Annotated in this window: 26 protein-coding genes and 2 tRNA genes; 23 read left to right on the top strand and 5 right to left on the bottom strand. The window is 69.4% G+C overall.

The window, feature by feature from the left end; all coding sequences use genetic code 11:
• The first annotated feature begins 13 nt into the window (after positions 1 to 13).
• The 5 genes from clpS (at position 14) to EDC82_RS09500 (ending at position 3,012) form a co-directional block, all read left to right on the top strand.
• Positions 14 to 334: an ATP-dependent Clp protease adapter ClpS gene (gene clpS / locus EDC82_RS09520; RefSeq protein ID WP_006947542.1), complete on the top strand. Its 321-nt coding sequence runs from the start codon at positions 14 to 16 to the stop codon at positions 332 to 334.
• Positions 334 to 975 (top strand): DUF2017 domain-containing protein, encoded by a 642-nt coding sequence (locus EDC82_RS09515; protein WP_074041187.1) that lies wholly within the window; start codon positions 334 to 336, stop codon positions 973 to 975. The genes clpS and EDC82_RS09515 overlap by 1 nt, the downstream gene beginning before the upstream one ends.
• 35 nt (positions 976 to 1,010) lie before the next feature.
• The gene (gene gltX, locus EDC82_RS09510) at positions 1,011 to 2,573 is read left to right on the top strand and encodes a glutamate--tRNA ligase (RefSeq protein ID WP_062257662.1); all 1,563 of its coding nucleotides are present in this window, start codon (positions 1,011 to 1,013) and stop codon (positions 2,571 to 2,573) included.
• Positions 2,574 to 2,741: 168 nt separating this feature from the next.
• Positions 2,742 to 2,813, top strand: a tRNA-Gln gene (locus EDC82_RS09505).
• 126 nt (positions 2,814 to 2,939) lie between these two features.
• Positions 2,940 to 3,012, top strand: a tRNA-Glu gene (locus EDC82_RS09500).
• Between the two features lie 197 nt (positions 3,013 to 3,209).
• Here EDC82_RS09500 and EDC82_RS09495 read toward each other — a convergent pair.
• Positions 3,210 to 3,962, bottom strand: coding sequence for an IclR family transcriptional regulator (locus tag EDC82_RS09495; protein ID WP_040015175.1), 753 nt, complete (start codon positions 3,960 to 3,962; stop codon positions 3,210 to 3,212).
• A gap of 119 nt (positions 3,963 to 4,081) precedes the next feature.
• Between EDC82_RS09495 and leuC the strand changes: the two genes are divergently transcribed.
• The 3 genes from leuC (at position 4,082) to EDC82_RS09480 (ending at position 6,707) form a co-directional block, all read left to right on the top strand.
• Positions 4,082 to 5,473, top strand: coding sequence for a 3-isopropylmalate dehydratase large subunit (gene leuC / locus EDC82_RS09490; protein WP_006947513.1), 1,392 nt, complete (start codon positions 4,082 to 4,084; stop codon positions 5,471 to 5,473).
• A gap of 25 nt (positions 5,474 to 5,498) precedes the next feature.
• On the top strand, positions 5,499 to 6,092 hold the full coding sequence (gene leuD / locus EDC82_RS09485; protein ID WP_038568866.1) for a 3-isopropylmalate dehydratase small subunit: 594 nt from the start codon (positions 5,499 to 5,501) through the stop codon (positions 6,090 to 6,092).
• Positions 6,093 to 6,380: 288 nt separating this feature from the next.
• On the top strand, positions 6,381 to 6,707 hold the full coding sequence (locus EDC82_RS09480; protein ID WP_062257664.1) for an HU family DNA-binding protein: 327 nt from the start codon (positions 6,381 to 6,383) through the stop codon (positions 6,705 to 6,707).
• 21 nt (positions 6,708 to 6,728) lie between these two features.
• Here the strand turns inward: EDC82_RS09480 and EDC82_RS09475 are convergent, their stop codons facing one another.
• Positions 6,729 to 6,953: a hypothetical protein gene (locus tag EDC82_RS09475; protein WP_006947507.1), complete on the bottom strand. Its 225-nt coding sequence runs from the start codon at positions 6,951 to 6,953 to the stop codon at positions 6,729 to 6,731.
• Positions 6,954 to 7,124: 171 nt separating this feature from the next.
• On the opposite strand from EDC82_RS09475, the gene EDC82_RS09470 reads away from it, so the two are divergent.
• A complete protein-coding gene (locus EDC82_RS09470; RefSeq protein ID WP_074045539.1) occupies positions 7,125 to 7,895 on the top strand; it encodes a 1-acyl-sn-glycerol-3-phosphate acyltransferase in 771 nt (256 codons plus the stop codon).
• A gap of 91 nt (positions 7,896 to 7,986) precedes the next feature.
• Positions 7,987 to 8,988, top strand: coding sequence for an NAD(P)H-dependent glycerol-3-phosphate dehydrogenase (locus EDC82_RS09465; RefSeq protein ID WP_131941285.1), 1,002 nt, complete (start codon positions 7,987 to 7,989; stop codon positions 8,986 to 8,988).
• Between the two features lie 72 nt (positions 8,989 to 9,060).
• On the opposite strand, the gene EDC82_RS09460 is transcribed toward EDC82_RS09465, so the two are convergent.
• Complete coding sequence (locus EDC82_RS09460; RefSeq protein ID WP_200829295.1) at positions 9,061 to 10,173, bottom strand: PLP-dependent aspartate aminotransferase family protein; 1,113 nt, start codon at positions 10,171 to 10,173, stop codon at positions 9,061 to 9,063.
• A gap of 195 nt (positions 10,174 to 10,368) precedes the next feature.
• On the opposite strand from EDC82_RS09460, the gene EDC82_RS09455 reads away from it, so the two are divergent.
• Both EDC82_RS09455 and EDC82_RS09450 read left to right on the top strand, forming a co-directional pair.
• On the top strand, positions 10,369 to 11,676 hold the full coding sequence (locus tag EDC82_RS09455) for an ISL3 family transposase (RefSeq protein WP_083604063.1): 1,308 nt from the start codon (positions 10,369 to 10,371) through the stop codon (positions 11,674 to 11,676).
• 22 nt (positions 11,677 to 11,698) lie between these two features.
• Complete coding sequence (locus tag EDC82_RS09450; RefSeq protein ID WP_131941281.1) at positions 11,699 to 12,820, top strand: D-alanine--D-alanine ligase family protein; 1,122 nt, start codon at positions 11,699 to 11,701, stop codon at positions 12,818 to 12,820.
• Between the two features lie 114 nt (positions 12,821 to 12,934).
• Here EDC82_RS09450 and EDC82_RS09445 read toward each other — a convergent pair whose 3' ends face one another.
• Positions 12,935 to 13,393, bottom strand: a complete 459-nt coding sequence (locus tag EDC82_RS09445) for a DUF3515 family protein (RefSeq protein ID WP_062257673.1) — start codon at positions 13,391 to 13,393, stop codon at positions 12,935 to 12,937.
• 366 nt (positions 13,394 to 13,759) lie between these two features.
• Between EDC82_RS09445 and EDC82_RS09440 the strand changes: the two genes are divergently transcribed.
• The 3 genes from EDC82_RS09440 to EDC82_RS09430 all read left to right on the top strand — a co-directional run bounded on the left by EDC82_RS09440 (position 13,760) and on the right by EDC82_RS09430 (position 17,344).
• On the top strand, positions 13,760 to 15,010 hold the full coding sequence (locus tag EDC82_RS09440) for a thiamine-monophosphate kinase (protein WP_160126216.1): 1,251 nt from the start codon (positions 13,760 to 13,762) through the stop codon (positions 15,008 to 15,010).
• 252 nt (positions 15,011 to 15,262) lie between these two features.
• Entirely contained in the window at positions 15,263 to 16,942 is a 1,680-nt protein-coding gene (locus tag EDC82_RS09435) for a sodium:solute symporter family protein (protein WP_006943271.1), read from the top strand.
• A gap of 12 nt (positions 16,943 to 16,954) precedes the next feature.
• Positions 16,955 to 17,344, top strand: a complete 390-nt coding sequence (locus EDC82_RS09430) for a hypothetical protein (RefSeq protein ID WP_235006185.1) — start codon at positions 16,955 to 16,957, stop codon at positions 17,342 to 17,344.
• A gap of 152 nt (positions 17,345 to 17,496) precedes the next feature.
• On the opposite strand, the gene rpmB is transcribed toward EDC82_RS09430, so the two are convergent.
• Positions 17,497 to 17,691, bottom strand: coding sequence for a 50S ribosomal protein L28 (gene rpmB / locus EDC82_RS09425; protein ID WP_006943284.1), 195 nt, complete (start codon positions 17,689 to 17,691; stop codon positions 17,497 to 17,499).
• A 410-nt stretch (positions 17,692 to 18,101) separates the two neighbouring features.
• On the opposite strand from rpmB, the gene EDC82_RS09420 reads away from it, so the two are divergent.
• The 8 genes from EDC82_RS09420 to mutM all read left to right on the top strand — a co-directional run bounded on the left by EDC82_RS09420 (position 18,102) and on the right by mutM (position 25,685).
• A complete protein-coding gene (locus tag EDC82_RS09420; protein WP_074041195.1) occupies positions 18,102 to 19,568 on the top strand; it encodes a DAK2 domain-containing protein in 1,467 nt (488 codons plus the stop codon).
• On the top strand, positions 19,561 to 21,750 hold the full coding sequence (locus tag EDC82_RS09415) for an ATP-dependent DNA helicase RecG (protein WP_131941276.1): 2,190 nt from the start codon (positions 19,561 to 19,563) through the stop codon (positions 21,748 to 21,750). The genes EDC82_RS09420 and EDC82_RS09415 overlap by 8 nt, the downstream gene beginning before the upstream one ends.
• Entirely contained in the window at positions 21,750 to 22,421 is a 672-nt protein-coding gene (rsmD, locus tag EDC82_RS09410; RefSeq protein ID WP_074045549.1) for a 16S rRNA (guanine(966)-N(2))-methyltransferase RsmD, read from the top strand. The genes EDC82_RS09415 and rsmD overlap by 1 nt, the downstream gene beginning before the upstream one ends.
• On the top strand, positions 22,418 to 22,903 hold the full coding sequence (gene coaD / locus EDC82_RS09405; protein WP_006943276.1) for a pantetheine-phosphate adenylyltransferase: 486 nt from the start codon (positions 22,418 to 22,420) through the stop codon (positions 22,901 to 22,903). Before rsmD ends, coaD begins: the two co-directional genes overlap by 4 nt.
• Positions 22,904 to 23,032: 129 nt before the next feature.
• On the top strand, positions 23,033 to 23,614 hold the full coding sequence (locus EDC82_RS09400) for a DUF177 domain-containing protein (protein WP_006943286.1): 582 nt from the start codon (positions 23,033 to 23,035) through the stop codon (positions 23,612 to 23,614).
• 1 nt (position 23,615) lies between these two features.
• A complete protein-coding gene (gene rpmF, locus EDC82_RS09395; RefSeq protein WP_006943268.1) occupies positions 23,616 to 23,810 on the top strand; it encodes a 50S ribosomal protein L32 in 195 nt (64 codons plus the stop codon).
• Between the two features lie 53 nt (positions 23,811 to 23,863).
• Positions 23,864 to 24,646: a ribonuclease III gene (rnc, locus tag EDC82_RS09390; RefSeq protein WP_235006183.1), complete on the top strand. Its 783-nt coding sequence runs from the start codon at positions 23,864 to 23,866 to the stop codon at positions 24,644 to 24,646.
• A complete protein-coding gene (mutM, locus tag EDC82_RS09385; protein ID WP_040014157.1) occupies positions 24,639 to 25,685 on the top strand; it encodes a bifunctional DNA-formamidopyrimidine glycosylase/DNA-(apurinic or apyrimidinic site) lyase in 1,047 nt (348 codons plus the stop codon). The genes rnc and mutM overlap by 8 nt, the downstream gene beginning before the upstream one ends.
• Positions 25,686 to 26,649: the final 964 nt, after the last annotated feature.

Raw genomic sequence — 26,649 nt, 5'->3', positions numbered from 1 at the left:
ATCGAACTCTAAGGTGGTTGACGTGTCGATCGCGCCTCCAGACATCGATTTCGAGCAACTGGCCAAGCAGCTCGCCGACCCTGACCCCCAGGACGTGGGGGAGCGGGCGTGGGTGACGCTCGTGTGGAACGACCCCGTCAACCTCATGAGCTACGTCAGCTTCGTGTTCCAGGACTACTTCGGCTACTCCCGCGAGGAGGCTGAGCGGCTCATGATGCAGGTGCACACCGAGGGCCGCGCCGTCGTCAGCAAGGGCAGCCGTGAGAAGGCCGAGGCCGACACGATCGCCATGCACGGCTACAGCCTGTGGGCGACCTACGAGCAGGAGGGCTGATGGCCGAGGCATTCCGGCGTGACCCGTCCGACGAGCGGCGCATCGTCGGACGTCTCGACGACGTCGAACGCGCCGTCGTCGTCGATCTCATGCACCAGACGAGCGTCCTGCTCTCCGACGGTAGTGACGACGCACCCGACGCGCCGCGCGGCACCGACGAGGACGAGCTGTTCGCGGCGCTCGGACGCTCTATGAGCGCCCGGGAGGCTCCACGCGACCCGGCGCTTCGTCGGCTGCTGCCCGACGGTGTCAAGGACGATGACGGCGCGGCCGCCGAGTTCCGCCGCCTCACCGAGGCCTCCTTGCGCGATCGCAAGCTGCGTAACCTCGCTACGGCGATGACGGCGTTCGAGCGCGCGGGTGCGAACGTCGACCTCGCGCAGACGATGAGCGCCGGCGAACCCCGCGACGTCGTCCTCGACGAGGCCGAGGCGCGCGCGACGATGATGGCGCTGACGGACGTGCGGCTCGTGCTCGCCGAGCGCCTCGGCGTGCGCACCGATGCGGATGCCGACGCACTCGTCGAACAGGTCGAGCGTGGGCAGGTGCCGAGCGACGAGGAACAGCTCATGGCCGCCTACTACGACTTCCTCACCTGGCTCGCCGAATCGGTGACGCTCGCGGTGATGCGCGAGGCCTGAGGCGCAGCGCAACGGCCGTCTACGATGGAGACATCATGAGCGACTCGACTGCCACCTCAGCCCCCACCCCCTCGACGCCCGGCGAGACGAGCCCCGGCGCCGTCCGTCTGCGCGTCGCGCCGTCGCCGACGGGTGACCCGCACGTCGGCACCGCCTACATGGCGATGTTCGACCTTGCGTTCGCGCGTCAGCAGGGCGGAAAGTTCGTCCTGCGCATCGAGGACACCGACCGGGCGCGCTTCCAGGCCGATTCCGAGCAGCAGATCTTCGACACGCTGCACTGGCTCGACCTGAACTGGGACGAGGGCCCCGACGTCGGCGGCCCGTACGCGCCGTACCGTCAGAGTGAGCGGCTCGACACGTACAAGCCGTACGTCGACAAGCTCATCGACGAGGGCAAGGCCTACTACTGCTACTGCACGAGCGAGCGGCTCGCCGAGATGCGCGAGCTCCAGCAGAAGCAGAAGCTGCCGACCGGCTACGACCGCATGTGCTACGGCAAGTCGCGTGAGGAGCGCGCCGCCGAGCCCGGCTTCAGCGAGAACCCCGTCGTGCGCATGTTCATCCCCGACGACGCGCCGCTCGTGTTCGACGACCTCATCCGAGGCGAGGTCAAGGCGCCCCGCCCGGACGATCAGGTCATCATGAAGGCCGACGGTTTCCCGACGTACCACCTCGCCGTCGTCGTCGACGACCACGAGATGGGCATCACGCACGTCGTGCGCGGTGAGGAGTGGATCAGCTCGACGCCGAAGCACATCCTGCTCTACCAGGGCCTCGGCCTCGAACCGCCGAAGTTCGCGCACATGCCGCTGCTGCGCGATGAGAAGAAGGCGAAGATCTCCAAGCGCAAGAGCCCGTGGGCGCGCCTCACGTGGTTCAAGGAGCAGGGTTACCTGCCGGAGGCGCTGCTCAACTTCCTCGCGCTGCTCGGCTACCCGCCGATCATCGAGGCGGACGGCACCGAGCGCGAGGTGTTCACCTTCGAGGAGTTCAGCGAGAACTTCGAATGGAGCAAGGTCAACACCGTCGGCCCGATCTTCAACCTCGACAAGCTGAACTGGCTCAACGGTCACTACATCCGCGAGCTCGAGCCTCGCGACTTCGCCGCGCGTATCCTGCCGTTCCTCGTCGCGGACGGCGTGCTGCCGGAGCAGCCGTCGCTGCCGCAGCTGGGTCGCCTCAACCTCGTCGCCGAGCTGATCCAGACTCGCATCAACCTGCTGTCGGAGGCGACGCCGCTCGTCGCACCGTTCTTCACCGACGACGCCGAGCTGCCCATCGCGGACGACGCCCGCGCGCAGCTCAAGGAGACCGCCCCGCAGGTGCTAGACGCCGCCATCGCGGCCCTCGAGCCCATCTCGGGTTCGCTCGGCAAGCCTGACGGCACGGGCATCGAGTGGGTGCACGAGCGCATCGAGGCCGCGTTGCGCGAGGCCGTCGTCGACGGCCTGGGCATCAAGCCGAAGTTCGCCTTCGGCCCGTTGCGCACCGCCGTGTCCGGTCAGCGGATCTCACCGCCGCTGTTCGAGTCGATGGAGATCCTCGGCAAGCACTCGACGATGGAACGCTTGAAGAACCTGCGCGCGAGCCTGTGATCGACCGGGGCGCGCCTGCCTGTCGGCCCTGACGGATGCGTCAGGGCCGGCGCGGCAGGGCGCCGGTCGATTTGTCGTCCCGGGAAACCTCCGGTAAAGTTTTCACTCGGTTCGGGGAACGAACGGAAGGCCTCGCGAGGCGCGCTGTTCGATCACTGCAACCCCCATTGGGGTATGGTGTAATTGGCAACACGGATGATTCTGGTTCATTTGTTCTAGGTTCGAGTCCTGGTACCCCAGCGCAGATCGCTTGTGCAGAAGGTGACGCCCGCGTCACGCGCGCACAGAGTGATTTCGGGAAAACGATGACATGAGTTAAAGTTTTCCTCGCTGCTGAAGGGCCGAAAGGTTGACGAAGCAGGCCATGGCCCCGTTGTGTAGTGGCCTAGCACGCCGCCCTCTCAAGGCGGTAGCGCGGGTTCGAATCCCGTCGGGGCTACATCGAGACAAGAAATCCTCACCGTAGAAATGCGGTGGGGATTTCTTGTTTGCCTTCTCTTTCTGTCGCCGTCTCGGCTCAGACCGACCTTTTTCGGGTCCTGATCATTCGTGCGCTCGAATGCGGGATCCAGGAATCGCCACCGGACGGCCGCAGGTCACGTGCACCTGCCCAAGGGCATCGTCGCCAGAGGTGGATCAGCGCGTCGTGGGTGGTGCGACGCTCTTCTGCTGCGCGGCGGCGCGCGCGAGCACCTCCGTCAGCTTGTTGGCGCCGGCGACGACCGTTGCGGCGTGCAGCCGCCCGGGCTGACGGGAGACGCGCTCGACGGGGCCGGAGATCGACACGGCGGCGATGACGCGGCCGCTGGGCGAGCGCACCGGCGCGGAGACGGACGCGACGCCCTGCTCGCGCTCGCTCACCGACTGAGCCCATCCGCGGCGGCGCACGCCGGAGAGCATCGTCGCGGTGAACTTGGAGCCCTGCAGGCCACGGTGCAGACGGTCGGGCTCCTCCCAGGCGAGCAGCACCTGGGCCGCTGAGCCGGCCTGCATCGACAGCGTCGCGCCGACGGGGATGGAATCGCGCAGACCCATCGGGCGATCGGCGGCCGCCACGCAGATGCGCTGGTCGCCCTGGCGGCGGAAGAGCTGGGCGCTCTCGTTCGTGTGGTCGCGCAGCGCGCCGAGGACGGGCCCGGCGGCGGCGAGCAGGCGGTCCTCACCGGCGGCGGCGGCGAGTTCGACGAGTCGGGGGCCGAGGACGAAGCGTCCCTGCATGTCACGGGCCACGAGGCGGTGATGCTCCAGCGCGACCGCGAGGCGGTGGGCGGTCGGGCGAGCGAGGCCGGTGGCTGCGACGAGCTGGGCGAGGGTGGAGGGCCCTGCCTCGAGGGCGGAGAGCACGACTGCAGCCTTGTCGAGGACTCCGACGCCACTTGAATTGTCCATGTACTGATATTGCAGTCTCATGAACCGAGACGCAAGTCCGGTCCGCCGGTAAAAGGGTAACGCTTGTCGCAGAACGGTGTCTCGTGGGTCGGACGACCCGTCGATCGAAGGAGGATGACGTGGGTTCCACGTTGGCCGAGAAGGTGTGGCAGCAGCACGTCGTGCGAAGCGCGGAGGGCGAGCCCGACCTGCTCTACATCGACCTTCACCTGCTCCACGAGGTCACGAGCCCGCAGGCGTTCGACGGGCTGCGGCTCGCGGGGCGCACCGTGCGTCGCACCGACCTCACGCTCGCCACCGAGGACCACAACGTCCCGACGACGCCGGGCCCGATCACCGACCTCGTCAGCCGCACCCAGGTCGAGACGCTGCGCCGCAACTGCGAGGAGTTCGGCATCCGCCTGTTCCCGATGGGCGACGCCGAGCAGGGCATCGTCCACATCATCGGCCCGCAGCTGGGCCTCACCCAGCCCGGCGCGACGATCGTCTGCGGCGACAGCCACACCTCGACGCACGGTGCGTTCGGCGCGCTCGCGTTCGGCATCGGCACGAGCGAGGTCGAGCACGTCCTCGCGACGCAGACGCTGCCGCTCAAGCCGTTCAAGACGATGGCGATCACCCTGGAGGGCGACCTGCCGGACGGCGTCAGCGCGAAGGACATCATCCTCGCCGTCATCGCCGAGATCGGCACCGGCGGCGGCCAGGGCTACGTCCTCGAGTACCGCGGCAAGGCGATCGAAGCGCTGTCGATGGAAGCGCGCATGACGATCTGCAACATGTCGATCGAGGCGGGCGCCCGTGCCGGCATGGTGGCGCCCGACCAGACGACGTTCGACTACCTGGAAGGCCGCCCCCATGCGCCGCAGGGCGCCGAGTGGGATGACGCGGTCGAGGCGTGGAAGCAGCTGCGCACCGACGACGACGCGGTGTTCGACGCCGAGGTCGTCATCGACGCGACGAAGCTCGCGCCGTTCGTCACCTGGGGCACCAACCCGGGCCAGGGCCTGCCGCTGACGGCGGCCGTGCCCGACCCCGAGCAGATGGGCGACGACTCGGAGAAGGATGCCGCCGCGAGCGCCATCGAGTACATGGGGCTGAGCGTCGGTCAGCCGCTCAAGGAGATCGCGATCGACACCGTCTTCCTCGGTTCCTGCACCAATGGGCGTCTCGAGGATCTGCGCGCCGCGGCGGACGTGCTGCGCGGGCGCAAGGTCGCCGACAGCGTGCGCATGCTCGTCGTGCCCGGTTCGGCGAAGGTGCGTCTCGACGCCGAGGCGGAGGGGCTCGACGCCGTCTTCACCGACGCCGGCGCCGAGTGGCGCCTGCCCGGCTGCTCGATGTGCCTCGGCATGAACCCCGATCAGCTCGAGCCGGGGGAGCGCAGCGCGTCGACCTCGAACCGCAACTTCGAAGGGCGCCAGGGCAAGGGCGGACGCACGCACCTCGTCAGCCCACAGGTCGCCGCCGCGACCGCCGTCACCGGCACGCTTGCCTCGCCCGCCGATCTGTGACCCGCTGAGCCGTCAGGAGACATCGATGGACAAGTTCACCACCCACACCGGCGTCGGGGTGCCGCTGCGCCGCAGCAACGTCGACACCGACCAGATCATTCCAGCCGTCTACCTCAAGCGCGTCACCCGCACGGGCTTCGAGGACGGGCTGTTCTCCGCATGGCGCAAGGACCCGTCGTTCGTGCTCAACACCGAGGCCTACCGTGACGGTTCGGTCCTGGTCGCAGGCCCCGACTTCGGGACGGGCTCCTCGCGCGAGCATGCCGTCTGGGCGCTCATGGACTACGGCTTCCGCGTCGTCATCAGTTCGCGCTTCGCCGACATCTTCCGCGGCAACTCGGGCAAGGCCGGCCTGCTCACCGCGCAGGTCGAGCAGGGCGACGTCGAACTGCTGTGGAAGTACCTCGACAACGAACCGGGCGCGCAGATCACGGTCGACCTGGGCTCGCGCACGATCCACGCGGGGGAGCTCGTCGTGCCGTTCGCTGTCGACGACTACATCCGCTGGCGCCTCATGGAGGGCCTCGACGACATCTCGCTGACGCTGCGTCACGAGGACGACATCGAAGCGTTCGAAGACGCTCGTCCGAGTTGGAAGCCGTCGACGCTCGTCCGATAGATGATATCGCGCGCCGCGCGGGAGGCCTCGCGCTCGTGGCGCGCGTGTATGAGGTTCGACGCCCGGGGAGGTGTCTGCGAATCGCTTACGGCCGCAACATGGTCGGGCGACCGCCATGATGATCTATGACGATCGGCCTACGCGTGTTCGGTGCGTGGGCGCCGCACGGCGGACGACGAAGATTTCACCCAATGGACGGGGATGCAACCACTCGGTACCGTTGGCCCACGTCGAGACGCAGGACGGGATCGAGCCGTGACGGACGGACGAGAAGGGGTAGGACGAAAGATGAACAAGGCAGACCTGGTCGATCGCCTCGAGGTGCGCCTCGGCAGCAAGGAGGCCGCACTGGAGGCCGTGGAGGCCGTCGTCGACGTGATCATCCGAGAGGTCGCTGCCGGCAACAAGGTAGGGATCACCGGATTCGGCACGTTCGAGCGCGTCGACCGCGCCGCCCGCACGGGCCGCAACCCGCGCACGGGCGAAGCGGTGCGCATCGGTGCGACCTCCGTGCCCAAGTTCACCCCTGGTACGAACTTCAAGGCCGTCACGGCCGACCCGTCGAAGCTGCCCCGCTCCGGCAACGCCGGTGGTCGCGCGCGCGTCGAGCGCTGAGACGCACCGCGTCGGGCGGCGTCAGCGGATCTGCTGGCCCGTCCCGATGCCCTCGATCCACAACCGGCGGATTCCGTCTGGCCCGTGATCGACATTGAGACGCTGCCCCACGCGCAGCGTGCGCAGGCCGCTGCGCGCGAAGGCGTCGGCGTCGAACGGCAGCACCCGGCCGGCGTCGGTGATGAGCTCACCCGTGAACGTCGCCTCGTCGAAGCGGTGGACGCTGGCCTGCGTGTGATGGGTCATGGCGGCTCCTTCGGCGGCTCGGACCGGTGACGGCGAGGTGCGCGGGTCTCGTACCCTCTCACAGCGATCCCTCCCATGCTGTCAGATGCCCCGGCCTCATGGATCGCAACGCTGCGACGAATGCCCTGGACGTGTCGTGCCACTAGAGTGCGAGACGAACAGGAGGTGCCCATGGCGAAGATCTCGCTCGATGCGGGAGAGCGCAACGCCGTCGTCTCCGTCATCACGAAAGCCGTCGCCCCGGCGGTGGCGCCGTGGCTGCGTGAGGCGTGGCGAGGCGCCGAGCACGTTCCCGCCACCGGCGGCGCCGTCATCGCCGCGAACCACCTCAGCTACTCCGACCCGTTCGTCATCGGCCGCTTCCTCCTCTACGGCGCGGGTCGCCTGCCGCACTTCCTCGGCAAGGCCGAGGTCTTCGCCGTCCCCGTCCTCGGGCCGCTGCTGCGCCGCGCCGGGCAGATCCCCGTCCACCGCGGCACCGCACGGGCCAAGGACAGCTTCGTCGAAGCCGTCGACGCCGTCGCGGCCGGCCGCCTCGTCTGCCTGCTGCCGGAGGGCACACTGACGCGGGATCGCGCGTTCTGGCCGATGACGGGCAAGTCCGGCGCCGCGCGCATCGCGCTGACGACGGGCGTCCCGCTCGTCCCCGTCGCGATGTGGGGGCCCGAACGAATCATCCCGCCGACCAGTCGCGCCCGCCACGTCGTGCCGCACCTGCTGACGCGCCGTCATGACGTCACCGTCGTCGCGGGCGAGCCGGTCGACCTCGACGATCTGCGCGGGCGCGACCTCGACACCGAGGTGCTGACGGAGGCCACCAGGCGCCTCATGGCCGCCATCCTCGAGCTGCTGTGCGAGATCCGCGGCGAGCGACCCGGCGCGCCGCCGCTCGACAACCCGCGCACCGTCTCGCGCCCGACCGACGCGCGAGGCTCGCGATGAACGCGCCGACCTGGCCCAGTGGCCTCCGCGCCGACCTGCCTCACAGCGCCGATCTGTCCGACCGCACCGAACTCCACGAAAGGACGAGACGATGACACGCGCCGCAATCATGGGGGCCGGAAGCTGGGGCACGGCGTTCGCCGCCGTCATGGCCGACGCAGGCACCGACGTCACGCTGTGGGCGCGCCGTGCGGAGGCTGCTGACGCGATCAACACCGAGCGCCGCAACGTCGCCTACCTGCCCGAGCTGCAGCTCGACGAGCGCATCAGCGCGACGGCGGACGCCGCGCAGGCGCTCGAGGGCGCCGACCTCGTCGTCCTCGCCGTCCCGTCGCAGTCGCTGCGCGGCAACCTCGAGCAGTGGCGCGACGTGCTGCCGCAGGGCGCGCCGCTCGTGTCGCTCATGAAGGGCATCGAACTCGGCACGCACCTGCGGATGAGCGACGTCATCGCGGAGGTCGCCGGCGTGCCGCTCGCGCAGGTCGCCGTCGTCTCCGGGCCGAACCTCGCGAAGGAGATCGCGCAGAAGCAGCCGGCCGCCGCCGTCGTCGCAGCGCCGCATCACGGGCTGCGCGCCAAGGTGGCAGAGGCCTGCGCCGCCCCGTACTTCCGCCCCTACACGAACGCGGACGTCGTCGGCACGGAGATCGCGGGCGCGGTGAAGAACGTCATCGCGCTCGCCGTCGGCATGGCCCATGGCCTGGGCCTCGGCGAGAACACGACGGCGACGCTCCTGACGCGCGGTCTCGCAGAGACGGCCCGCCTCGGCGCGGCGCTCGGCGCCGACCCGCAGACGTTCCTCGGTCTCGCCGGTGTGGGCGACATGGCCGCGACGTGCAGTTCGCGCCTGTCGCGCAACCATGCCTTCGGGCTGGCCCTCGGCGAGGGGCAGACGCTCGAAGAGGTGACCGCACAGGCCAGCCAGACGGCCGAGGGCGTCAAGTCGTGCCGCTCCATCGTCGAACTCGCACGCAGCGTCGACGTCGACATGCCGATCTGCGACGGCGTGCACGCCATCCTCTACGAAGGGTGGGGCCCGCAGGAGATGGTGCGCGCCCTCATGTCGCGTTCGCGCAAGAGCGAACGCGTCTGACGACCGGCCGGGCGCGCCCGTTGTTTCGGGCGTCGGCCGGGGCAGCCTGGGCGGGGCAGTCGCGTGACCGGGTCAGTCGGCTGACGCGGCGTGCGCCCGGCGCAGGGCGTCGTCGAGGTCCGCCCACAGATCCTCGACGTCCTCGACCCCGGCCGACAGGCGCAGCAGGTTCTCCGGAACGCTGGCCGGTTCGAGCGCATGTCGACGGCGGCGCTCCAGCATCGACTCGACGCCACCGAGGCTCGTGGCGGGCAACCACACCTCGACGAGCTGTTCGACGGCGCGTGCGGCGTCTGCGCCACCGCGCAGTTCGAGCGCGATCATCGCGCCCGTTCCCGGGTGGCGCACGCGTGCGACGTCGTCGTGCTCGCGCAATCTCGCAGCGAGCGTCGCCGCGTTCGCGCAGGCGCGCTCCCAGCGCAGGTGCAGCGTCCGCATGCCTCGCAGCGCGAGCCACGTCTCCTGCGGGCCGGGGATGGCGCCGCCCAGCGTGCGTGCTGTGAGCAGCCGCGCGGCGAGGTCGGCGTCGTTCGTCACCGCCGCGCCGAGCAGGACGTCGCTGTGGCCCGCGAGGTACTTCGTCACCGAATGCACGACGACGTCGACGCCGTCGTCGAGGGGGCGGCGCCCGAGCGGCGTGTTGAACGTGTTGTCCTCGATGACGAGCGCGCCCGCCGCGTGGGCGCGGCGCGTCACGGCGGCGACGTCGCACGTCTCGAGCATCGGGTTGCTCGGCGACTCGACCCAGACGAGATCGCAGCCGGCAGCTAGGGCGGTGTCGAGGGCGCCGTCGTCGGCGAGGTCGACGCGCGTGAGGTGCGCGCGGCCGGCCTCGTGCCAGGTGTCGAGGAGGGCCGAGGTGCCGTTGTAGAAGTGTGGCGGCGCGATGACACGGCCGCCGTGCGGCAGGAGGGACAGCGCGGCGGAGATGGCGCCCATGCCGCTGGCGAAGGCGAGCGCGGTCGTCGAGGCGTCACCTTCGAGGGAGGCAAGGGTCGTCTCGAGCGCGCTCCACGTCGGGTTGCCGACCCGCGCGTAGTTGAGGTCCGCGCCGGCCACGTAGGTCGAGGTGAGCGTGAGTTCCGGGCTGACGCTCGCGCCCGGCGCGCGGGCAGGGCGTCCACCGCCGACGAGGCGTGTCGCAGCAGCGAGCGGGCGGGCGGGACGATCGGCGTGCGCAACCATGCGAACACCCTGGCACGGCGGCGCCACCGCGCGCCGTGGCGTCCGGCGACTGACCGCGCGCGGGCGCTATTGTGGCTCTTCACAGATGAGGGTGTAGCGCGTAGTCAAGGATCGAACGGCGTGGCGCTGCCCGGGTAGGCGTCGAGGCCTTCCGATGATGGAAGTTCTCACACTGCCCATCTGGAAGACCTCGACGTGCCTGACGCTACCTTCACCGACCCTGACCTGACCATGTTCTGCCGCTTGAATGAGCTCGGCCTTGAGGCCACCGGTCAGCGCCTCGAGCCCGCCGGTGCGGTCCTGGCCTGTCGAGTCGTCGAACCCGACCGCTGGTGCCGACGCTGTGGCTGTGAAGGAACCGCGCGCGGCACGGTTGTCCGCCGGCTGGCCCACGAGCCGTTGGGGTGGCGTCCGACGACGTTGGAGGTCACGGTCCGCCGCTACCGGTGCACCGGCTGCGGCCACGTGTGGCGCCAAGACACGTCTTTGGCGGCCGAGCCACGCGCGAAGCTCTCCCGGCGAGGGCTGGCGTGGGCGCTGGAGGGCATCGTCATCGCACACCTGACGGTCGCGCGGGTCGCTGAGGGGCTCGGGGTTGCGTGGAACACCGCCAACGATGCCGTCCTGGCCCAGGGCACACGCGTCCTGATCGAGGACCCGAACCGCTTCGACGGCGTCCGCGTGCTCGGCGTCGACGAGCACGTCTGGCGGCACACACGCAAAGGCGACAAATACGTGACCGTGATCATCGACCTGACCCCGATCCGCGACCGCAGCGGCCCAGCACGACTGCTGGACATGGTCGAGGGCCGCTCCAAGCGAGTCTTCAAGGAGTGGCTCGCCGCTCGCCCTCAGGCATGGCGTGAGGCCATCGAAGTCGTCGCGATGGATGGCTTCACCGGGTTCAAGAGCGCCACCGCCGAGGAACTGCCCGACGCGGCTGCGGTGATGGATCCCTTCCACGTCGTGCGCCTTGCCGGTGATGCCCTCGACCAGTGCCGACGCCGAGTCCAGCAGGAACTGCACGGGCACCGCGGCCGCAAAGACGACCCGCTCTACCGTGCGCGTAGAACGTTGCACACCGGCGCGGGCCTGCTCACCGACAAGCAGCAGACCCGCCTGCAGGAGCTGTTCGTGCTCGAGGAGCACGTGCCCGTCGAGGCGACCTGGGGGATCTACCAGCGGATGATCGCGGCCTACCGCGAGAAGGACCGATCCCTCGGCCGCGCGGCGATGGAGGCGCTCATCGACGCCGTCAGCCAAGACGTCCCCGCCGGGCTGGACGAGTTGCGCAAGCTCGGTCGGACCCTGAAGGCTCGCGCCACCGACGTGCTGGCCTACTTCGAGCGGCCTGGCACCAGCAATGGCCCCACAGAGGCGATCAACGGACGCCTGGAGCACCTGCGCGGCTCGGCCCTGGGCTTCCGCAACCTGACCAACTACATCGCCAGATCCCTGCTCGAGTCCGGCGGATTCAGACCTCAACTACACCCTCATCTGTGAAGAGCCGCTATTGTTGGCCGCGATGAGCACTTCGCAGCCCCGCACCCGCGTCGCCGTCGTCTTCGGTGGGCGTTCCTCCGAGCACGCCATCTCGTGCGCCACCGCCGCCGGCGTTCTCGCCGCGATCGACCGTGAGCGCTACGACGTCGTGCCGATCGGCATCAGCAGGGCCGGCCAGTGGGTGCTCATGCCCGACGACCCGTCGGCGCTCGCGATCCAGGGCAAGAAGCTGCCGGAGGTGACGAACGACGCCGGCCGCGAGGTCGTCATCGCACCGTCGCCCGACCAGCACGACATCCTCGTGCTCGATGCGGGGCAGACCCCGCAGGCACTGACGTCCGTCGACGTCGTCCTGCCGCTGCTGCACGGGCCGTTCGGTGAGGACGGCACCCTGCAGGGCCTGCTCGAACTCGCCGACCTGCGCTACGTCGGCTCGGGCGTCACGGCGTCGGCCGTCATGATGGACAAGCACATGATGAAGATCGTGTTCGAGGCCGCCGGGCTGCCCGTCGGCCCCTACGTCGTCATCACCGACAAGCAGTGGCGCCGCGACAAGGAAGCCGCGATGGCGAGCGTCGCACCGCTGCGCTACCCCGTCTTCGTCAAACCGGCACGCGCGGGTTCGTCGGTCGGCATCTCGAAGGTCGATTCGCGCGACCAGCTCGAGGCCGCCATCGAACTGGCGCGCGAGAGCGACCCGAAGGTTGTCATCGAGGCCGGCATCGTGGGCCGCGAGGTCGAATGCGGTGTGCTCGAAGGCCACGGCAGCGACCTGCCGCGCGCGTCCGAACTCGGTGAGATCGAGGAGATCGGCGAGCACGCCTTCTACGACTTCGAGGCCAAGTATCTCAACGACGACGGGCTGCGCCTCGCGTGCCCCGCCGATGTCAGCGCCGAGGACACCGCGCGCATCAAGGAGCTGTCGATCAAGGCGTTCGACGCCGCCGGCTGCGAGGGCCTCGCGCGCGTCGACTGGTTCTACACCGCCGACGGCACGCTCTTCCTCAACGAGATCAACACCCTGCCCGGCTTCACGCCCGTGTCGATGTTCCCGGCCGTGTGGCGCGAGAGCGGCCTCGACTACACCGACCTCATCACCGATCTCATCGAATTGGCGCGCGAGCGCAAGACCGGTCTGCGCTGACGGCAGCTCCGCGTCCGCGGGTCCCGTGGGGGAGTCCGGGGGTCTTTTGGGTCGTGACGCGGCGACGATGGCCGGGTCGGGGGAACCGGAGCCGAACCGAATCGGCGCCGCCCGTCAGGAACAGCGGTGTGGACCCTGAGCGATCTTCTTCGCCGCGGGGGCGAACGCGGCGAGCAGCGTGCCGTCGAGGTTCGCCGACGACGGGACGAGCACCTCGATCGCCGGCTCACGACCGTAGGTGACGTACCGCGTGCCGCCCGAGACCGGGATCTGCACCCAGTCGACGTCGTTCGCGGAGAAGCAGGCGTCGCTCGTCGGGCCGGGTGAGGTGACGCCGCAGCGCGCGATGAGGGCCTCGTCAGCGTGCTTGCCCCAGGCGTGCACGGTCGGCGAATTGGCCGAGTCGGGGTAGGAATCGAGCCCCGAGACCGTCTTCGGCCACGACTTCGCGACAGCCGCGCACTCGGACGATGACGCCTGCGCAGCAGGCTTCGCAGCGACGGGCGAGTCACCGCATGCGGTGAGCGCCAGCGTTGCCGCACCGGCGAGAGTTAGAGCGACGCGTGCTGACATGACCCATAGGCTATCGACCCTCGTCTGCCCACCCCGCGCCTGCCCGGCCCGCAACCATCCAACCCGCACCGGCGCCCGGGGCTGATCGGGGGACCGAGATGCTTGGGAGCTGCGATCCCGCCTAACAGAGTTTCAGCTCCCGGGAACGTCCCTGAGAGCTGCGATCCTGCCTGACGGGGGGTTTCAGCTCTGACGATCGGAATTTCGCGTGGGGCCCCACGATTCCGCAGGGCGGCGTTTCAGCTCGCAGCAGCGTGCTTGCGAGCTGCGGTCCTGCCTGACGGGGGTTTCAGCTCTGAAGCTCGCCGTGTGCTGCGCGCGGCGCTCGCGCCGTCGTCAGGATGAAGCGGCTGATTGAATGGCGTGGTGACCGACCTCGCGACCCCCCCGTGGCTCAGACCGACCTGGACACCGCGGGTCGGCGGCGACGCGGCGACCGTCGCCGACGTCGGGGAGGCCGGCGTCCTTGCGGCGATCACCCCCCACCTCGCGGCGGCCGACGCCGAGATCGGGCCCGGTGACGACGCAGCCGTCCTGCCCCTCGCGACGGGCCGTACCGTCGTCACGACCGACTCGGTGGTGCTCGATCTCGACTGGCGCGACGACTGGTCGAGCGCCCACGACGTCGGGGTCAAGGTGATCGCCCAGAACCTCGCCGACGTCGTCGCGATGGGCGCGCGGCCCACCGGCGTCGTCGTGGCGCTCGCCACGGAGGAGCGCACGCGTGTCGACTGGCTCGTCGAGCTCACCGACGGCATGGCTGACGAACTGCGTCGCGCGGGTTGCGGATCCCTCGGCGGCGACCTGTCGGGCGCGCCCGCAGGCACCGTCGTCATCACCGTCACCGCGCTCGGCGAACTCGCCCCCGGCGTGCCGGCGCTGACACGCTCCGCCGCCCGGCCCGGCCAGGTGGTCGTCGTCTCCGACCGGCTGGGACGCTCGCAAGCCGGTCTGCTCGTTCTCAGCGGCGAAGTGGCCTGGCCGCCACGAGATGCGGGGGCGACGACCCGTCGTGATCCCGGCCCGTCCGTCGCTGACGAATTTCTCCACGCAGACGCAGACGCGAACCAAGCGCTCCGCACATGCGCAGACGATCGCCAAGCGCCCCCCACAGACGGCGAGGCCGCGTCCCGCGCAGCCGTGGGTGCAGGGCCCCCCCCAGCCGCGAACGGGGCGGCCGAAGCCGTCGCACGCGAGTGTGTGACGTTCCATCGCGCACCCCGGCCGCGCTATGCAGGCGACGAGGCCGTGAGCGCGGGGATGGGCGTCGCGATGGACGTCTCCGACGGGTTGGGGCGGGACGCGGCGCGTCTGGCCGCGGCGTCCGGCGTCGGCATCGAACTCGATCGCGCCGCGCTGGAACGCATGGCGGCGCCGCTGCGGCCGCTGCTGGGGGATCGGGCGCTCGACTGCGTCCTCGCGAGCGGCGAGGAGCACGCGCTGCTCGGCACCTGCGACGCCGACGCGGTGCCGCCGGGCTGGCACGTCATCGGTCGCGTCGTCGCACCCGCAGCAAGCACGTCCGGCCGGCGGGCCGCGGTGACGCTCGACGGCGTCGACGTCGTCGAACGCGGCTGGTCGCACTACGAACGGGCGCGCCCCCCGTCGTCCGACTGACGGCGTTCGCTCGTCACGCGGGCGCCGTGCGCCGGCCGTCCGGGTCGAGGGCCCCATGCCGCTCCAGCACCTCAGCGCCGGCGCAGCGCGCGTGCCGTAGCCGCGAGACGCCACCCGGGCGCGGCGCCGAACATTGCAAACGGGTCTCGATTCCGAGTGTGAGCCCCTTCACCATGGCGCGCGGTGCGAGCTTGGCGTTACCGTCGAGGGTCACTTTCCTCCACGACTGTCCGGGAGCCAGCCTTGCTGCCTATGGATTCCTCAGCTCTGCGCCTCGACGCGGGGCCGGTCGACTACGTGCTCATCGCGTTGTACTTCGTGTTCGTGCTCGGCATCGGCCTGTTGGCCCGCCGACAGGTGAGCTCCAGCATCGACTTCTTCATGTCCGGCCGATCCCTGCCCGCCTGGGTCACCGGCCTTGCCTTCATCTCCGCGAACCTCGGTGCGGTGGAGATCATGGGCATGTCCGCGTCGGGCGCCAAGATGGGCATGCCGACGTTCCACTACTACTGGATCGGCGCGATCCCGGCGATGTTGTTCCTCGCCATCGTCATGATGCCGTTCTACTACGGCTCGGGCGTGCGCTCGGTGCCTGAGTTCATGAAGCGTCGCTTCGGCACGGGCGCCCACCTCGTCAACGCGATCTCGTTCGCGCTCGCGCAGGTGCTCATCGCCGGCGTCAACCTGTTCCTGCTCGCCAAGATCGTCAACATGCTGCTCGGCTGGGACATGACGGTCTCGACGATAGTCGCCGCCGTCATCGTCCTCAGCTACATCACCCTCGGTGGCCTCTCGGCCGCGATCTACAACGAGGTGCTGCAGTTCTTCGTCATCGTGGCGGCGCTGCTGCCGTTGACGCTCGCCGCCCTGCACAAGGTCGGCGGTTGGGACGGGCTGCAGGCCAAGATGAAGGCCGCGGGCACGGACGGCGAGCTGTCGTCGTGGCCGGGCAACTCGCTGACCGGCTTCACCGATTCGGTGTGGTCCGTCATCGGCATCGTCTTCGGTCTCGGCTTCGTGCTGTCGTTCGGTTACTGGACGACGAACTTCGTCGAGGTGCAGCGCGTCATGGCCTCGAAGGACATGAACTCCGCGCGTCGCGCGCCGATCATCGGCACGTTCCCGAAGATGTTCATCCCGTTCATCATCATCATCCCGGGCATCATCGCCGGCGCGCTCGTGCCTGAGATCGCGAAGGCGAAGGCCAGCGGCGGCAACCCGGACTACAACAACTCCCTGCTGTACCTCATGAGCGACCTGCTGCCGAACGGTCTTCTCGGTGTGGCCATCGCGGGCATGCTCGCCGCGTTCATGGCTGGCATGGCCGCGAACATCTCGGCGTTCAACACGGTGTTCAGCTACGACATCTGGCAGGAGTACGTCGTCAAGGATCGTGACGACGCGTACTACATCAAGATCGGCCGCATCATGACAGTCGTCGCGACGATCATCGCGATCGGCACGTCCCTCCTGGCGCGAAGCTACTCGAACGCGATGGACTACCTGCAGACGCTGTTCGGCTTCTTCAACGCGCCGCTGTTCGCGACGTTCATCCTCGGCATGTTCTGGAAGCGCATGACGCCGACGGCCGGTTGGGCCGGCCTCGTCTCCGGTACGGTCGGCGCGCTCGTCGTCGCCGTCCTGTCGGAGAACGCGCTCGGCGATCTGTCGCAGGACGTCATCCACATCGGTGGTCAGGGCGCGTCGTTCGTCGCGGCTGGTACGGCGTTCGTCGTCGACATCGTCGTAAGCGTCATCGTCAGTCTCATGACGCAGCCGAAACCGGCGGAGAGCCTGCGCGGTCTCGTCTACAGCGAGACGCCGAAGGAGGACTTCGAGGAAGACACGAACACGTCGTTCTTCAAGTCGCCGACGAAGCTCGCGGGCCTGTCGCTGCTGCTCGTCATCATCCTCAACGTCGTCTTCCACTAAGGGGCATCGATCATGAGTACACCGATCAACGACGCGCACGACGCCCCGCGCGGGCGTGACGAGGCCGTGCACACCGGGCGTGACAGCGCGGACGAGGTGACGACGACCAAGGCCGGCAACTCGGCCCGTCACGGCGCCGGCCTGTTCGACATCCGCAACATCATCGGGTTGCTGATGGCGCTCTACGGCCTCATCCTGCTCGTCACGAGCTTCACGACGAGCACCGCCGACAAGGCGAAGGCCGACGGCGTCAACCTCAACCTGTGGACGGGCATCGGCCTCATCGTCATCGGCGCCGCGCTCATCGCGTGGGCCGTGACGCGCCCCATCGTCGTCGACGAGCGCGAGCTGGAGGCCGACAAGGCCGCCGCCGAGCGTCAGGGCAAGCCCACCGCGCACTGAACGCCTCGCGCGGGGCCTGAGCGTTTCCGCGCGGCGTCGTCAGACGAATCCCCCGGTCTCCTTCGAGGAGGCCGGGGATTCGTCGGTTCGCGGGCGTCGAGCAGGCAACAAAAAACCCGGCCGAAGCCGGGTTTTTCGAACAAGTGCCGAGATCAGCGCTTGACCTTGCCTGCCTTGAGGCAGGAGGTGCAGACGTTGAGACGCTTCGGGGTCACGCCAGCCTCGCCGACCAGGGCGCGAACGCGCTGGATGTTCGGGTTCCAACGACGCTTCGTGCGGCGGTTGGAGTGCGAGATGTTGTGACCGAAGCCCGGTCCCTTGCCGCAGACGTCGCAGGTGGCAGCCACGGTTTCTCCTGAAGTCGATGTGTTCGGGCGGATGCCCTTCGGTTGCTTCGCGCAAGACCTGACGGTCTCGCTCGCCCCCATCGATCCGCAGCGTCGAGATGATGCGCGTGATGTCATGGGGGCAACCTGGACAGCATAGCCGGAGGCAGCGGGTGGGATCAAAACGGCGACGCGGTCGGGTGCGTGGAGGCCGGCCTGTCGAGCGCGGCGCGCCGCATGCGGAGCCGCCCGAGCGTCGCCGGTTCGCCGTGCGTGTGGCGTCCGCCCGGAGTGGCGTGGACGGCTTTTCACCCCGTCCTGCCGCGGTTGTCAGACCCGTGTGCCAAGGTACTCGTGACATGCCGCGATGACGATTCACGTCTCGCGGGAGACGCCCGCGGCGGTCGCCGGAGCGAGAGGCAGGAGGGTGCATGACGCAACGCCTGAATGCGCGTGACCTTGCCCGCGCCCTCGTCTCCGCACGCGTCGAACTGTCGTCGGCGGAGTCGACGCTCAACGCGCTCAACGTCTTTCCCGTGCCCGACGGCGACACCGGCACCAACATGCGCGCCAGCCTCGAAGCGGGCTTCGTCGCACTCTCACAGACCGGTTCGGACGATGCGCCGCGCGTGCGCACCAAGGCGTTCGTCACCGGCATGACGCGGGCGGCGCAGGGCAACTCCGGCGTCATCCTCTCCGAATACGTGCGCGGTTTCGTCCGCGTGCTGCTGGCCGATCCCGCCGTCCTCGAGGTCGGCCTCGACGGTCCGGGCCTCGCGGAGGCGCTCGGGTCCGCCTCGGCCTGCGCCCGCGGGGCGGTGGGCGAACCGGTGGAGGGCACGATCCTGTCGGTCGCGCAGGCCGCGGCCCTCGCCGCCCGTCGATGCGTCGACGAGGCGGCCGGCGCAGGACGCGAGGCCGATGCCGCCGAGGTGGCGCGGGCGGCACACCAGGCTGCGCAGGAGGCGTTGGACGCGACGCCCGCACAGTTGGAGGCGCTCGTGCGTTCGCGCGTCGTCGACGCCGGGGGTGCGGGTCTGCTGCTCGTCCTCGATGCCCTCGACCGCGTCGCCTCGGGTGCGGGGGGCCTGCCCCGGACGAACACCCGCTCGTGGCTCGACGCGCGTCGGACGACGTCGTTGGAGGAGGACGCGGGCTGCCACGTCGCCGCGGGTGGCCCGGCCTTCGAGGTCGTGTGCGTCGCCGAGGGCCTCGACGACGAGGGCGCCTCGGCGCTGCGTGACGTGCTCGCGCGGTGGGGCGATTCGGTTGTCGTCGCGGGCGACGAACGGCTGCATCGCGTCCACCTGCACACGGACGAGCCCTTGACGGCCGTTTCCGTCATGCGTGAGCGCGCGACGATCAGCGCCGTCACGATGACGCATTTCGACGGCCCGCTGCCGGGGTGTGAACCCTTGCTCGTCGCCGCGCGCGACGAGGCGGTGCGCGCCTACGCGTTCGCCCTCGGTGCGCAGACGCGCGATTCGCGGGAGCCGGGAGCGCCGTGGGGCCACGCAGCCGGTGACGTTCTCGCGGACGTCGACGCCGGTGACGGCGCGCGCTCGAGCAACCTCCTCGCGCTGCTCGAACGACTCGACGATGCAGCCTCGCCGTTCGGTGATTGGGAGGGCGAGCAAGCCGCCGTCTGGGAGGACGACGACCCAGGTGACGACGTCGAATTCCTGCGGGCCGACTCGTGGCGGGCCGCGCGCGACCTGGCCCGTCTGCATCTCCCCGGCGCCGAGTCGGTGCTCGTGTGCCTCGCGCCCGGCGCCGACGAAAGTGCCGCGCAGAAGTTCCTGTCGCTCGCTCGCACGCGCGTCGGTGACGGCGGCAGCATCGACGTCTTGCGTCTCGATGCCGGTTCGCTCGTCCTCATGGAGGTGACCCATGGGTGAGGTGACGCTCGAGTCGCCACTGCTCGCCGTCCTCGGATCCGGCGCGAAGAAGCTCGCGAAGGCGCGTGACCTCGTGACGGTGCGCGACCTGCTCGACTACTTCCCGCGCCGCTACATCGACGCGCACGCCGGCAGCACGTTCGGCGAGTTCGAACTCGGCGAGCACGTCGTGCTCACCGCCCGCGTCGAGACGATGACGCAACGACGCATGCAGACGCGCAAGGGTTCGATGGCGAACGCCGTCATCGTCGACGACGAAGGCCGCCGCGCCGCCGTCACGTTCTTCCGTGCGCAGCCTCACTACAACGTCCTGCGCCCGGGCAAACGCGCGCTGTTCAGCGGCCAGCTCGGCCTGTTCAACAAGCAGCTTCAGCTGTCACACCCGCAGTACACGCTGATGGACGGCGCCGACATGAGCGTGTATCCGGGCAGCCTCGTGCCGGTCTACAAGCAGGTCGAGAAGATCACCAACCTCAACCTCACCCTGTCGATCAGCACCGTCCTCGACGCGCTCGGCGAGATCCCCGACCCCCTCGGCGAGCCGCTGCGCGCGCGTCACGGCCTCGTCACGACGACCCGCGCCTACCGCGGCCTGCACCTGCCGGCGAGCATGGCCGACGTTCGGGCGGGGCGTGAGCGGCTGCGGTTCGACGAGGCGTTCACCACCCAGATCGTGCTGGCCCAGCGGCGCCACGAGGCGCGCTCCGAGCCGTCGACACCGCGCGTTGCGAAGCCCGGCGGTTTGCTCGAACGCTTCGATGCGACGTTGCCGTTCGAGCTCACCGAGGGCCAGCGCGAGGTGGGGGAGCAGATCGCGCGCGATCTCGCCGAGCCTGTCGCGATGCACCGCTTGCTGCAGGGTGAGGTCGGTTCGGGCAAGACGCTCGTCGCGTTGCGCGCCATGCTCGCCGTCGTCGACTCGGGCGCGCAGGCCGCACTGCTCGCGCCGACGGAGGTGCTCGCTGCCCAGCACGCCGCGTCGATGCGCGCGATGCTCGGCCCGCTCGCCGAACGCGGACGCCTCGGCGGCGCGGACGACGGCACCCGCGTCACGCTGCTCACCGGCTCGATGTCGGCCTCGGCGCGCACGCAGGCGCTGCTCGACATCGTCTCGGGCGAGGCGGGCATCGTCATCGGCACGCACGCGCTGCTGCAGAAGCACGTCGAGTTCGCCGACCTCGGTCTCGTCGTCGTCGACGAGCAGCACCGCTTCGGCGTCGAGCAGCGCGCGGCGCTCAGCTCGAAGGCGCACCGCCCGCCGCACGTGCTCGTCATGACGGCCACGCCGATCCCGCGCACCGTCGCGATGACGGCGTTCGGCGACCTCGACGTCTCGACGCTTCGTCAGCTGCCGCGTGGGCGTGCGCCGATCGTCTCGCACGTCGTGCCGACGCACGTCGCGTCGTGGATGAACCGGGTGTGGGAGCGCATCGCGGAGGAGTGCCACGCCGGGCGTCAGGTCTACGTCGTCGCCGGACGCATCGGTGACGGCAGCGAGCCCGTCGCGCCGGGCCTCGTCGACGGGCCCGACGCCCATGGTGCCGGGGAGGGCGATGCCGCGGCGCGCCCCATCGGCGTCGTCGACCTCATCGACGAGATGCGCCGCCTGCCTGCGCTCGCTGGGCTGCGGATCGATCTCATGCACGGCCGGCTGCCCGCCGAGGAGAAGGACGACGTCATGCGCCGCTTCGGCGCCGGCGAGGTCGACGTTCTCGTCGCGACGACCGTCATCGAGGTGGGCGTCGACGTGCCGAACGCGTCGATGATCGTCATCGTCGACGCGGACCGGTTCGGCCTGTCGCAGCTGCACCAGCTGCGCGGACGCGTCGGGCGGGGCGAGCACGGCGGGCTGTGCCTGCTCGTGACACGCAACGAGAACCCCGACACGCTCGAGCGTCTGCGGCGCGTCGCGGAGACCAACGACGGATTCGCCATCGCCGATCTGGATCTAGACTTGAGACGGGAAGGAGACGTGCTCGGCGCCGCGCAGAGCGGACGGCGATCGTCTCTCGACTGGTTGGAGCTGACGAAGGCGTCCGATCTCGCCGTCATCGAGGCCGCGCGCACCGAGGCCGCCGCCATCGTCGAAGCGGATCCGTCTCTGACCGAGCATCCCCTGCTGGCGCAGGCCGCGCATGCCCGCGTGGACGCGTCGCAGGCCGAATTTCTGGAAAGAAGCTGATGACGCGCATCATTGCCGGCTCCGCCGGTGGCCGCAGGCTCGACACGCCCCCCGGAGCGGGCACCCGCCCGACGTCCGACCGCGTCCGTGAGGCGCTGTTCTCCCGGCTGGAGCATCTCGGTGCGATGCTCGGCGCGGACGTGCTCGACCTGTACGCGGGCTCCGGCGCGCTCGGGCTGGAGGCGTTCAGCCGCGGCGCCGCGTCCGCGACGTTCGTCGAGGTCGACCGCCGCGTCGCGACCGTCATCCGCACGAACGTGCGCAACCTCGGGTTCTCGCCGGTGCGTGTCGTGACGCAGGCCGTCGAGAAGTTCCTCGAGGGCCCACCGAGCGTCAAGGCCGGGCTCGTGCTCATGGACCCGCCGTACAGCGTGAGCGAGGAGCAGCTGCGGCAGGCCATCGACCTGCTCGTCGAGCGGGAGTGGCTCGCCGAGCGCGCTCTCGTCGTCGTCGAACGCTCGTCGCGTTCGCCGCAGCCGACGTGGCACCCGCGCCTGGAGGCCTGGGAGCCGCGCGTCTACGGGGAGACGACGATGTGGTTCGCCGAGCTCGCCCAGGACGACGCGCCCGAGCCCGACGACGTCGAGGCCGTCGTCGCGACGCTCGATCAGGTCGTGCCCGAGATCGTCGTCACCGGTACGCCCGAGGACATCGCGAAGGTCACATCATGACGACGTGCGTCTGCCCCGGCTCGTTCGACCCGCTGACGCTGGGACACCTCGACGTCATCGAGCGGTGCGCGGCGCTGTTCGACGACGTCGTCGTCACGGTGCTGCACAACCCCGACAAGCAGGGGACATTCAGCGCCGACGAGCGCGTCGACCTCATCGAGCGCTCGGTCGCGCATCTCGACAACGTCCGTGCCGCGGCCTACGCCAACACGCTGCTCGTCGACGTGTGCCGTGAGCTGGGCGCACCGCTCGTCGTCAAGGGGCTCCGCGGGGAGACCGACTTCAGCTATGAGACGCCGATGGCGACGATGAACCGCGCGCTATCGGGTCTCGAGACGGTGTTCATCCCCGGAAACCCGGGCATGGATCACCTGTCGAGCTCGCTCATCAAGCAGGTCGCGGGCCTCGGCGGCGACGTCACGGGCATGGTTCCGGAGCCCGTCATCGGCCCGCTGCTTGAGCGTGTCGGCGCGTCGCGTTGACCTGCGCAGGCCCGCACATTCTGGGATTTGGGAGAGTGCGCGCCCGCGGCGTAGACTTGCACGTCGGCCTACGCCATCGCTGTGGCCGAAAGATGTTCGAAGTTCTCGACCGACGAAGAGTGCAAGGTAATGACCCAGGCTGATTCCCGCCGCCCGCTGGTGCTCGACACCAGGGAGCTCGGTCGTCGACCCGGAAATTCGCTGCGCCTCCACCGCGACGTCGAGGCTCCGGCAGATTTCGGTACCGACGTCATCGGCATCGAGGAGGGTCAGCCCGTTGGGCTCGACCTGCGTCTCGAATCGGTGATGGAAGGAGTCCTCATCACCGGTGAGGTCGAGGCGACGGCAACCGGCGCGTGCGTGCGGTGCCTGGAGGACGTGACCTACCCGGTCGACGTCCACTTTCAGGAGCTGTTCGTCTACGCCGATCGTGCTGCGCACCACCGCGAGGTGGCAGGCGGCGATGATGAGGACGAACTGCACGAGCTCGACGGCGACGACGCCGACCTCGAGCCCGTGCTGCGGGACGCTGTGGTGCCCACCCTGCCGTTCCAACCGGTGTGTCACGAGGACTGCCTCGGGTTGTGCTCCGAATGCGGTGCACGACTCGATGACGACCCCGATCACCATCACGAAGCTATCGACCCCCGCTGGTCGGCCCTGGTCAACCTGACCGAGGCTGGATCGGCAGAAGACGAGAAGAGGAACTGACGTGGCTGTCCCGAAGCGGAAGATGTCCCGCGCCAACACCCGCTCGCGCCGAGCCAACTGGAAGGCGACGCCCGTCGCCGTGCAGGCGTGCCCCGCGTGTGGTGCCAACAAGCAGTCGCACATGGCGTGCCCGGCGTGCGGTACGTACAACGGCCGCCACTACGGTGCAGCGGAGCGCACCGAGCACCAGGCCTGATCGGCCGATCGCAGACCGTGGGCAAGAAGTCTTCGAAGCGGTCAGCTGCTGACGTGTCGCAGCGGCCCGTCGGCGACCTCGTCCGGATCCTCTCTGAGGTTTCGGGTGTGGACGTCGACGAGTCGCTGCTTCGTCGTGCCCTGACCCACCGTTCGTTCGCGTACGAGAACGGCGGCATTCCGCACAACGAGCGCCAGGAGTTCCTCGGCGACGCCGTGCTGGGCCTCGTCGTTACCGAGACGCTGTACACGGATCAGCCCGACGCGCCGGAGGGGCACCTCGCGAAGCAGCGGGCGGCGGTCGTCAACTCGAGGGCCCTCGCTGAGGTCGCGCGCGGTCTCGAGCTGGGGGAGTACCTGCTGCTCGGGCGTGGCGAGCTCGCCACGGGTGGGCGCGACAAGGATTCGATCCTCGCCGACACGACGGAGGCCGTCATCGGCACGGTGTTCCTCTCGGGCGGCATCGAGGCGGGGCGTCGCATCGTCCACCACCTCATCGATCCGTTGATGAACCGATCGTCGACGATGGGGGCCGCGCTCGACTGGAAGACGTCGCTGCAGGAGGCCACCGCTGCGGCCGGTCTCGGTGCGCCGACGTACGTCGTCGAGGGTGAAGGGCCGGATCACGACAAGGTCTTCACCGCGACCGTCGTAGTCGACGGGCGCACCCTTGGTGCCGGCACGGGGCGCAACAAGAAGTCGGCCGAGATGATCGCCGCCGAGAACGCCTGGGTGAGCCTGCGCGACGAAGCGGCGAAGAACGCCGGTTCGGCCGGCGGTGACGTCGTACGCGACGAGGCGGACGCGGTCGCCGTCACGGACGGTGCGCATGCCTGAGCTTCCCGAGGTGGAAGTCGTACGACGAGGCCTGGACGACCACGTGGTCGGCCGGGCCTTCGTCACGTCCCGGGTGACGGGCTCGCGCGTCGCACGCCGTCACCTGCCGGGGCCGCAGCATCTGGCCGACGCATTGCTCGGACGACGGGTAGCGTCGGCCCAACGGCGCGGCAAGTACCTGTGGATGACGTTCGAAGACGCCGCGCCTGGTTCTGATGGCTCGGCGGACGCGACGGTGCCGCTGGACCGGCGCGAGGGTGCGGTGGCCGACGACGCCCTCGTCATCCACCTCGGCATGAGTGGACAGGTGCTCGTCGAGAGCGCCGACTCGCCGCTGGAGAAGCATGCGCATGCGGTGTTCGACCTGTCGGCGCCTGTGAAGCTCTCGCCGCCCAGGAAGTCGGGGGAGCGCGCTGGCTCGGGTGAGGCGGTGGATGCGCCGGGGGTGACTGACGCATCGGAGAGGCCGCGCTCGGAACCATCGGCCCAGCAGATGCGCTTCGTCGACCAACGGACGTTCGGCGGGTTGTTCCTCGACGACCTGACGGTGGCGCACGGGCGCGAGGTGCCCGCGTCGATCGCGCACATCGCGCCTGACCCGCTCGAGGAGGCGTTCGACGCGGGCGCCGCCGCGCGGCTCATGCGCAGCAAGGATGTCGCGATCAAGCGGATGCTGCTCGATCAGGGCATCGTCAGCGGTATCGGCAACATCTACGCCGACGAGGCGCTGTGGCGCGCGCAGGTGCACGGTCGACGCCCGGGGCGCATGCTGACGAAGACGCAGCTCATCGGCGTGCTCACGGCGGCGCAGGACGTCATGCGTTCTGCGCTCGATCATGGCGGCACAAGCTTCGACGCCCTCTACGTTAACGTCAACGGTGCGAGCGGCTACTTCGATCGCTCTCTCGACGCCTACGGCCAGCAGGGCAAGCCGTGCCGCCGCTGCGGCACGCTGATCGTCAGGGAGCAGTTCATGAACCGCTCGTCGCACTTCTGCCCGACGTGCCAGAAGCCGCCCCGGACGATGAACCGTTCCTGAACAACGGGTCGATCACCGCACGCGCTCCGATGCCGGCGACCTCCGCGATGCGCGCGAAGTCCGACTCGCCCGCCGCGACCCCCATCCAGCGGCGTCCCAGTTCTGCGGGCTTTCCTCCGTCACGATCAACCATTGTGTGACTGCGGGGTCGTTGCGGAAGCCGGCGATGATGTCGTCGTCCCACGCGACGGGATCGCGCAGGACGACGTCGCCGACATGACGCGGCCACGGATGCTTTGAGGACATGGACGAAGCACGAGTTCGTGCCCGCGGGTGACAACCGAATTCCGCGCCGGATGGCGCATCTGCATCAAAGTGAACCGATGACACAAATATGCGCATACGCGAAGAGATGTGTCATGGAGATGACGCTGGCCGACGTGGCGCGCCGTCAAGGATGCGCGATCCGAACCGCGCAGGCTGCTGTCGTCGATGGGTCCCTTTCTGCGCATCGCCGCGTCGAACGTGCCCTCGTCGTCGATGATCTCGCAGCGCAAGCTTGGCAGCGCTCTGCCGCGCGGGGGCGCACGTGGAACGAGGCGGGCCGAAATGCGGCGCTCGACCTTCTCACGTCGGGCGCTACCGCTGAGCTCCGCGGATCCGAGAGGTCACGATTGACGGCTCGGCTCCGCCGGATGACGGCGCGTCAGATCGCCCATGCGAGTGGGGGACTCGGATCGTGGGCGAGGTATCGGTCCGATGTCCGTTACCTTCTTCGTGTCCCCGATGATGGGGATGCTGGCCGCTAGGCCCGGTATGACTGACTGCCCCTGTCGCACGCATGATCCGGGGGGTGTTGTCGCCGGGCGCTAGTGGCGTCGGATGACCGCTCATAGGGACACGGCCTCAAGCATGAAGGTCTCTTCGTAACGTGGCTGCCGGCACCCCGTTACCTTCTTCGTGTCCCCGATGATGGGGATGCTGGCCGCTAGGCCCGGTATGACTGACTGCCCCTGTCGCACGC

The organism is Dermacoccus sp. SAI-028, from assembly GCF_004346775.1.
Lineage (GTDB): Bacteria > Actinomycetota > Actinomycetes > Actinomycetales > Dermatophilaceae > Dermacoccus > Dermacoccus nishinomiyaensis.
Note: the sequence above shows the minus strand (reverse complement) of the source record. Positions and strands in the feature narration are given on the sequence as shown.

Bases quoted from the DNA above. Each gene is read 5' to 3' on its own strand.
- EDC82_RS09515 (WP_074041187.1), top strand. From the start codon at position 334: ATGGCCGAGGCATTCCGGCGTGACCCGTCCGACGAGCGGCGCATCGTC.
- EDC82_RS09450 (WP_131941281.1), top strand. From the start codon at position 11,699: ATGAGCACTTCGCAGCCCCGCACCCGCGTCGCCGTCGTCTTCGGTGGG.
- EDC82_RS09430 (WP_235006185.1), top strand. From the start codon at position 16,955: ATGAGTACACCGATCAACGACGCGCACGACGCCCCGCGCGGGCGTGAC.
- EDC82_RS09465 (WP_131941285.1), top strand. From the start codon at position 7,987: ATGACACGCGCCGCAATCATGGGGGCCGGAAGCTGGGGCACGGCGTTC.
- EDC82_RS09475 (WP_006947507.1), bottom strand. From the start codon at position 6,953: ATGACCCATCACACGCAGGCCAGCGTCCACCGCTTCGACGAGGCGACG.
- leuD (WP_038568866.1), top strand. From the start codon at position 5,499: ATGGACAAGTTCACCACCCACACCGGCGTCGGGGTGCCGCTGCGCCGC.
- EDC82_RS09460 (WP_200829295.1), bottom strand. From the start codon at position 10,173: ATGGTTGCGCACGCCGATCGTCCCGCCCGCCCGCTCGCTGCTGCGACA.
- gltX (WP_062257662.1), top strand. From the start codon at position 1,011: ATGAGCGACTCGACTGCCACCTCAGCCCCCACCCCCTCGACGCCCGGC.
- rsmD (WP_074045549.1), top strand. From the start codon at position 21,750: ATGACGCGCATCATTGCCGGCTCCGCCGGTGGCCGCAGGCTCGACACG.
- EDC82_RS09445 (WP_062257673.1), bottom strand. From the start codon at position 13,393: ATGTCAGCACGCGTCGCTCTAACTCTCGCCGGTGCGGCAACGCTGGCG.
- EDC82_RS09400 (WP_006943286.1), top strand. From the start codon at position 23,033: ATGACCCAGGCTGATTCCCGCCGCCCGCTGGTGCTCGACACCAGGGAG.
- EDC82_RS09480 (WP_062257664.1), top strand. From the start codon at position 6,381: ATGAACAAGGCAGACCTGGTCGATCGCCTCGAGGTGCGCCTCGGCAGC.
- EDC82_RS09415 (WP_131941276.1), top strand. From the start codon at position 19,561: ATGGGTGAGGTGACGCTCGAGTCGCCACTGCTCGCCGTCCTCGGATCC.
- EDC82_RS09495 (WP_040015175.1), bottom strand. From the start codon at position 3,962: ATGGACAATTCAAGTGGCGTCGGAGTCCTCGACAAGGCTGCAGTCGTG.
- mutM (WP_040014157.1), top strand. From the start codon at position 24,639: ATGCCTGAGCTTCCCGAGGTGGAAGTCGTACGACGAGGCCTGGACGAC.
- EDC82_RS09435 (WP_006943271.1), top strand. From the start codon at position 15,263: ATGGATTCCTCAGCTCTGCGCCTCGACGCGGGGCCGGTCGACTACGTG.
- EDC82_RS09470 (WP_074045539.1), top strand. From the start codon at position 7,125: ATGGCGAAGATCTCGCTCGATGCGGGAGAGCGCAACGCCGTCGTCTCC.
- EDC82_RS09420 (WP_074041195.1), top strand. From the start codon at position 18,102: ATGACGCAACGCCTGAATGCGCGTGACCTTGCCCGCGCCCTCGTCTCC.
- coaD (WP_006943276.1), top strand. From the start codon at position 22,418: ATGACGACGTGCGTCTGCCCCGGCTCGTTCGACCCGCTGACGCTGGGA.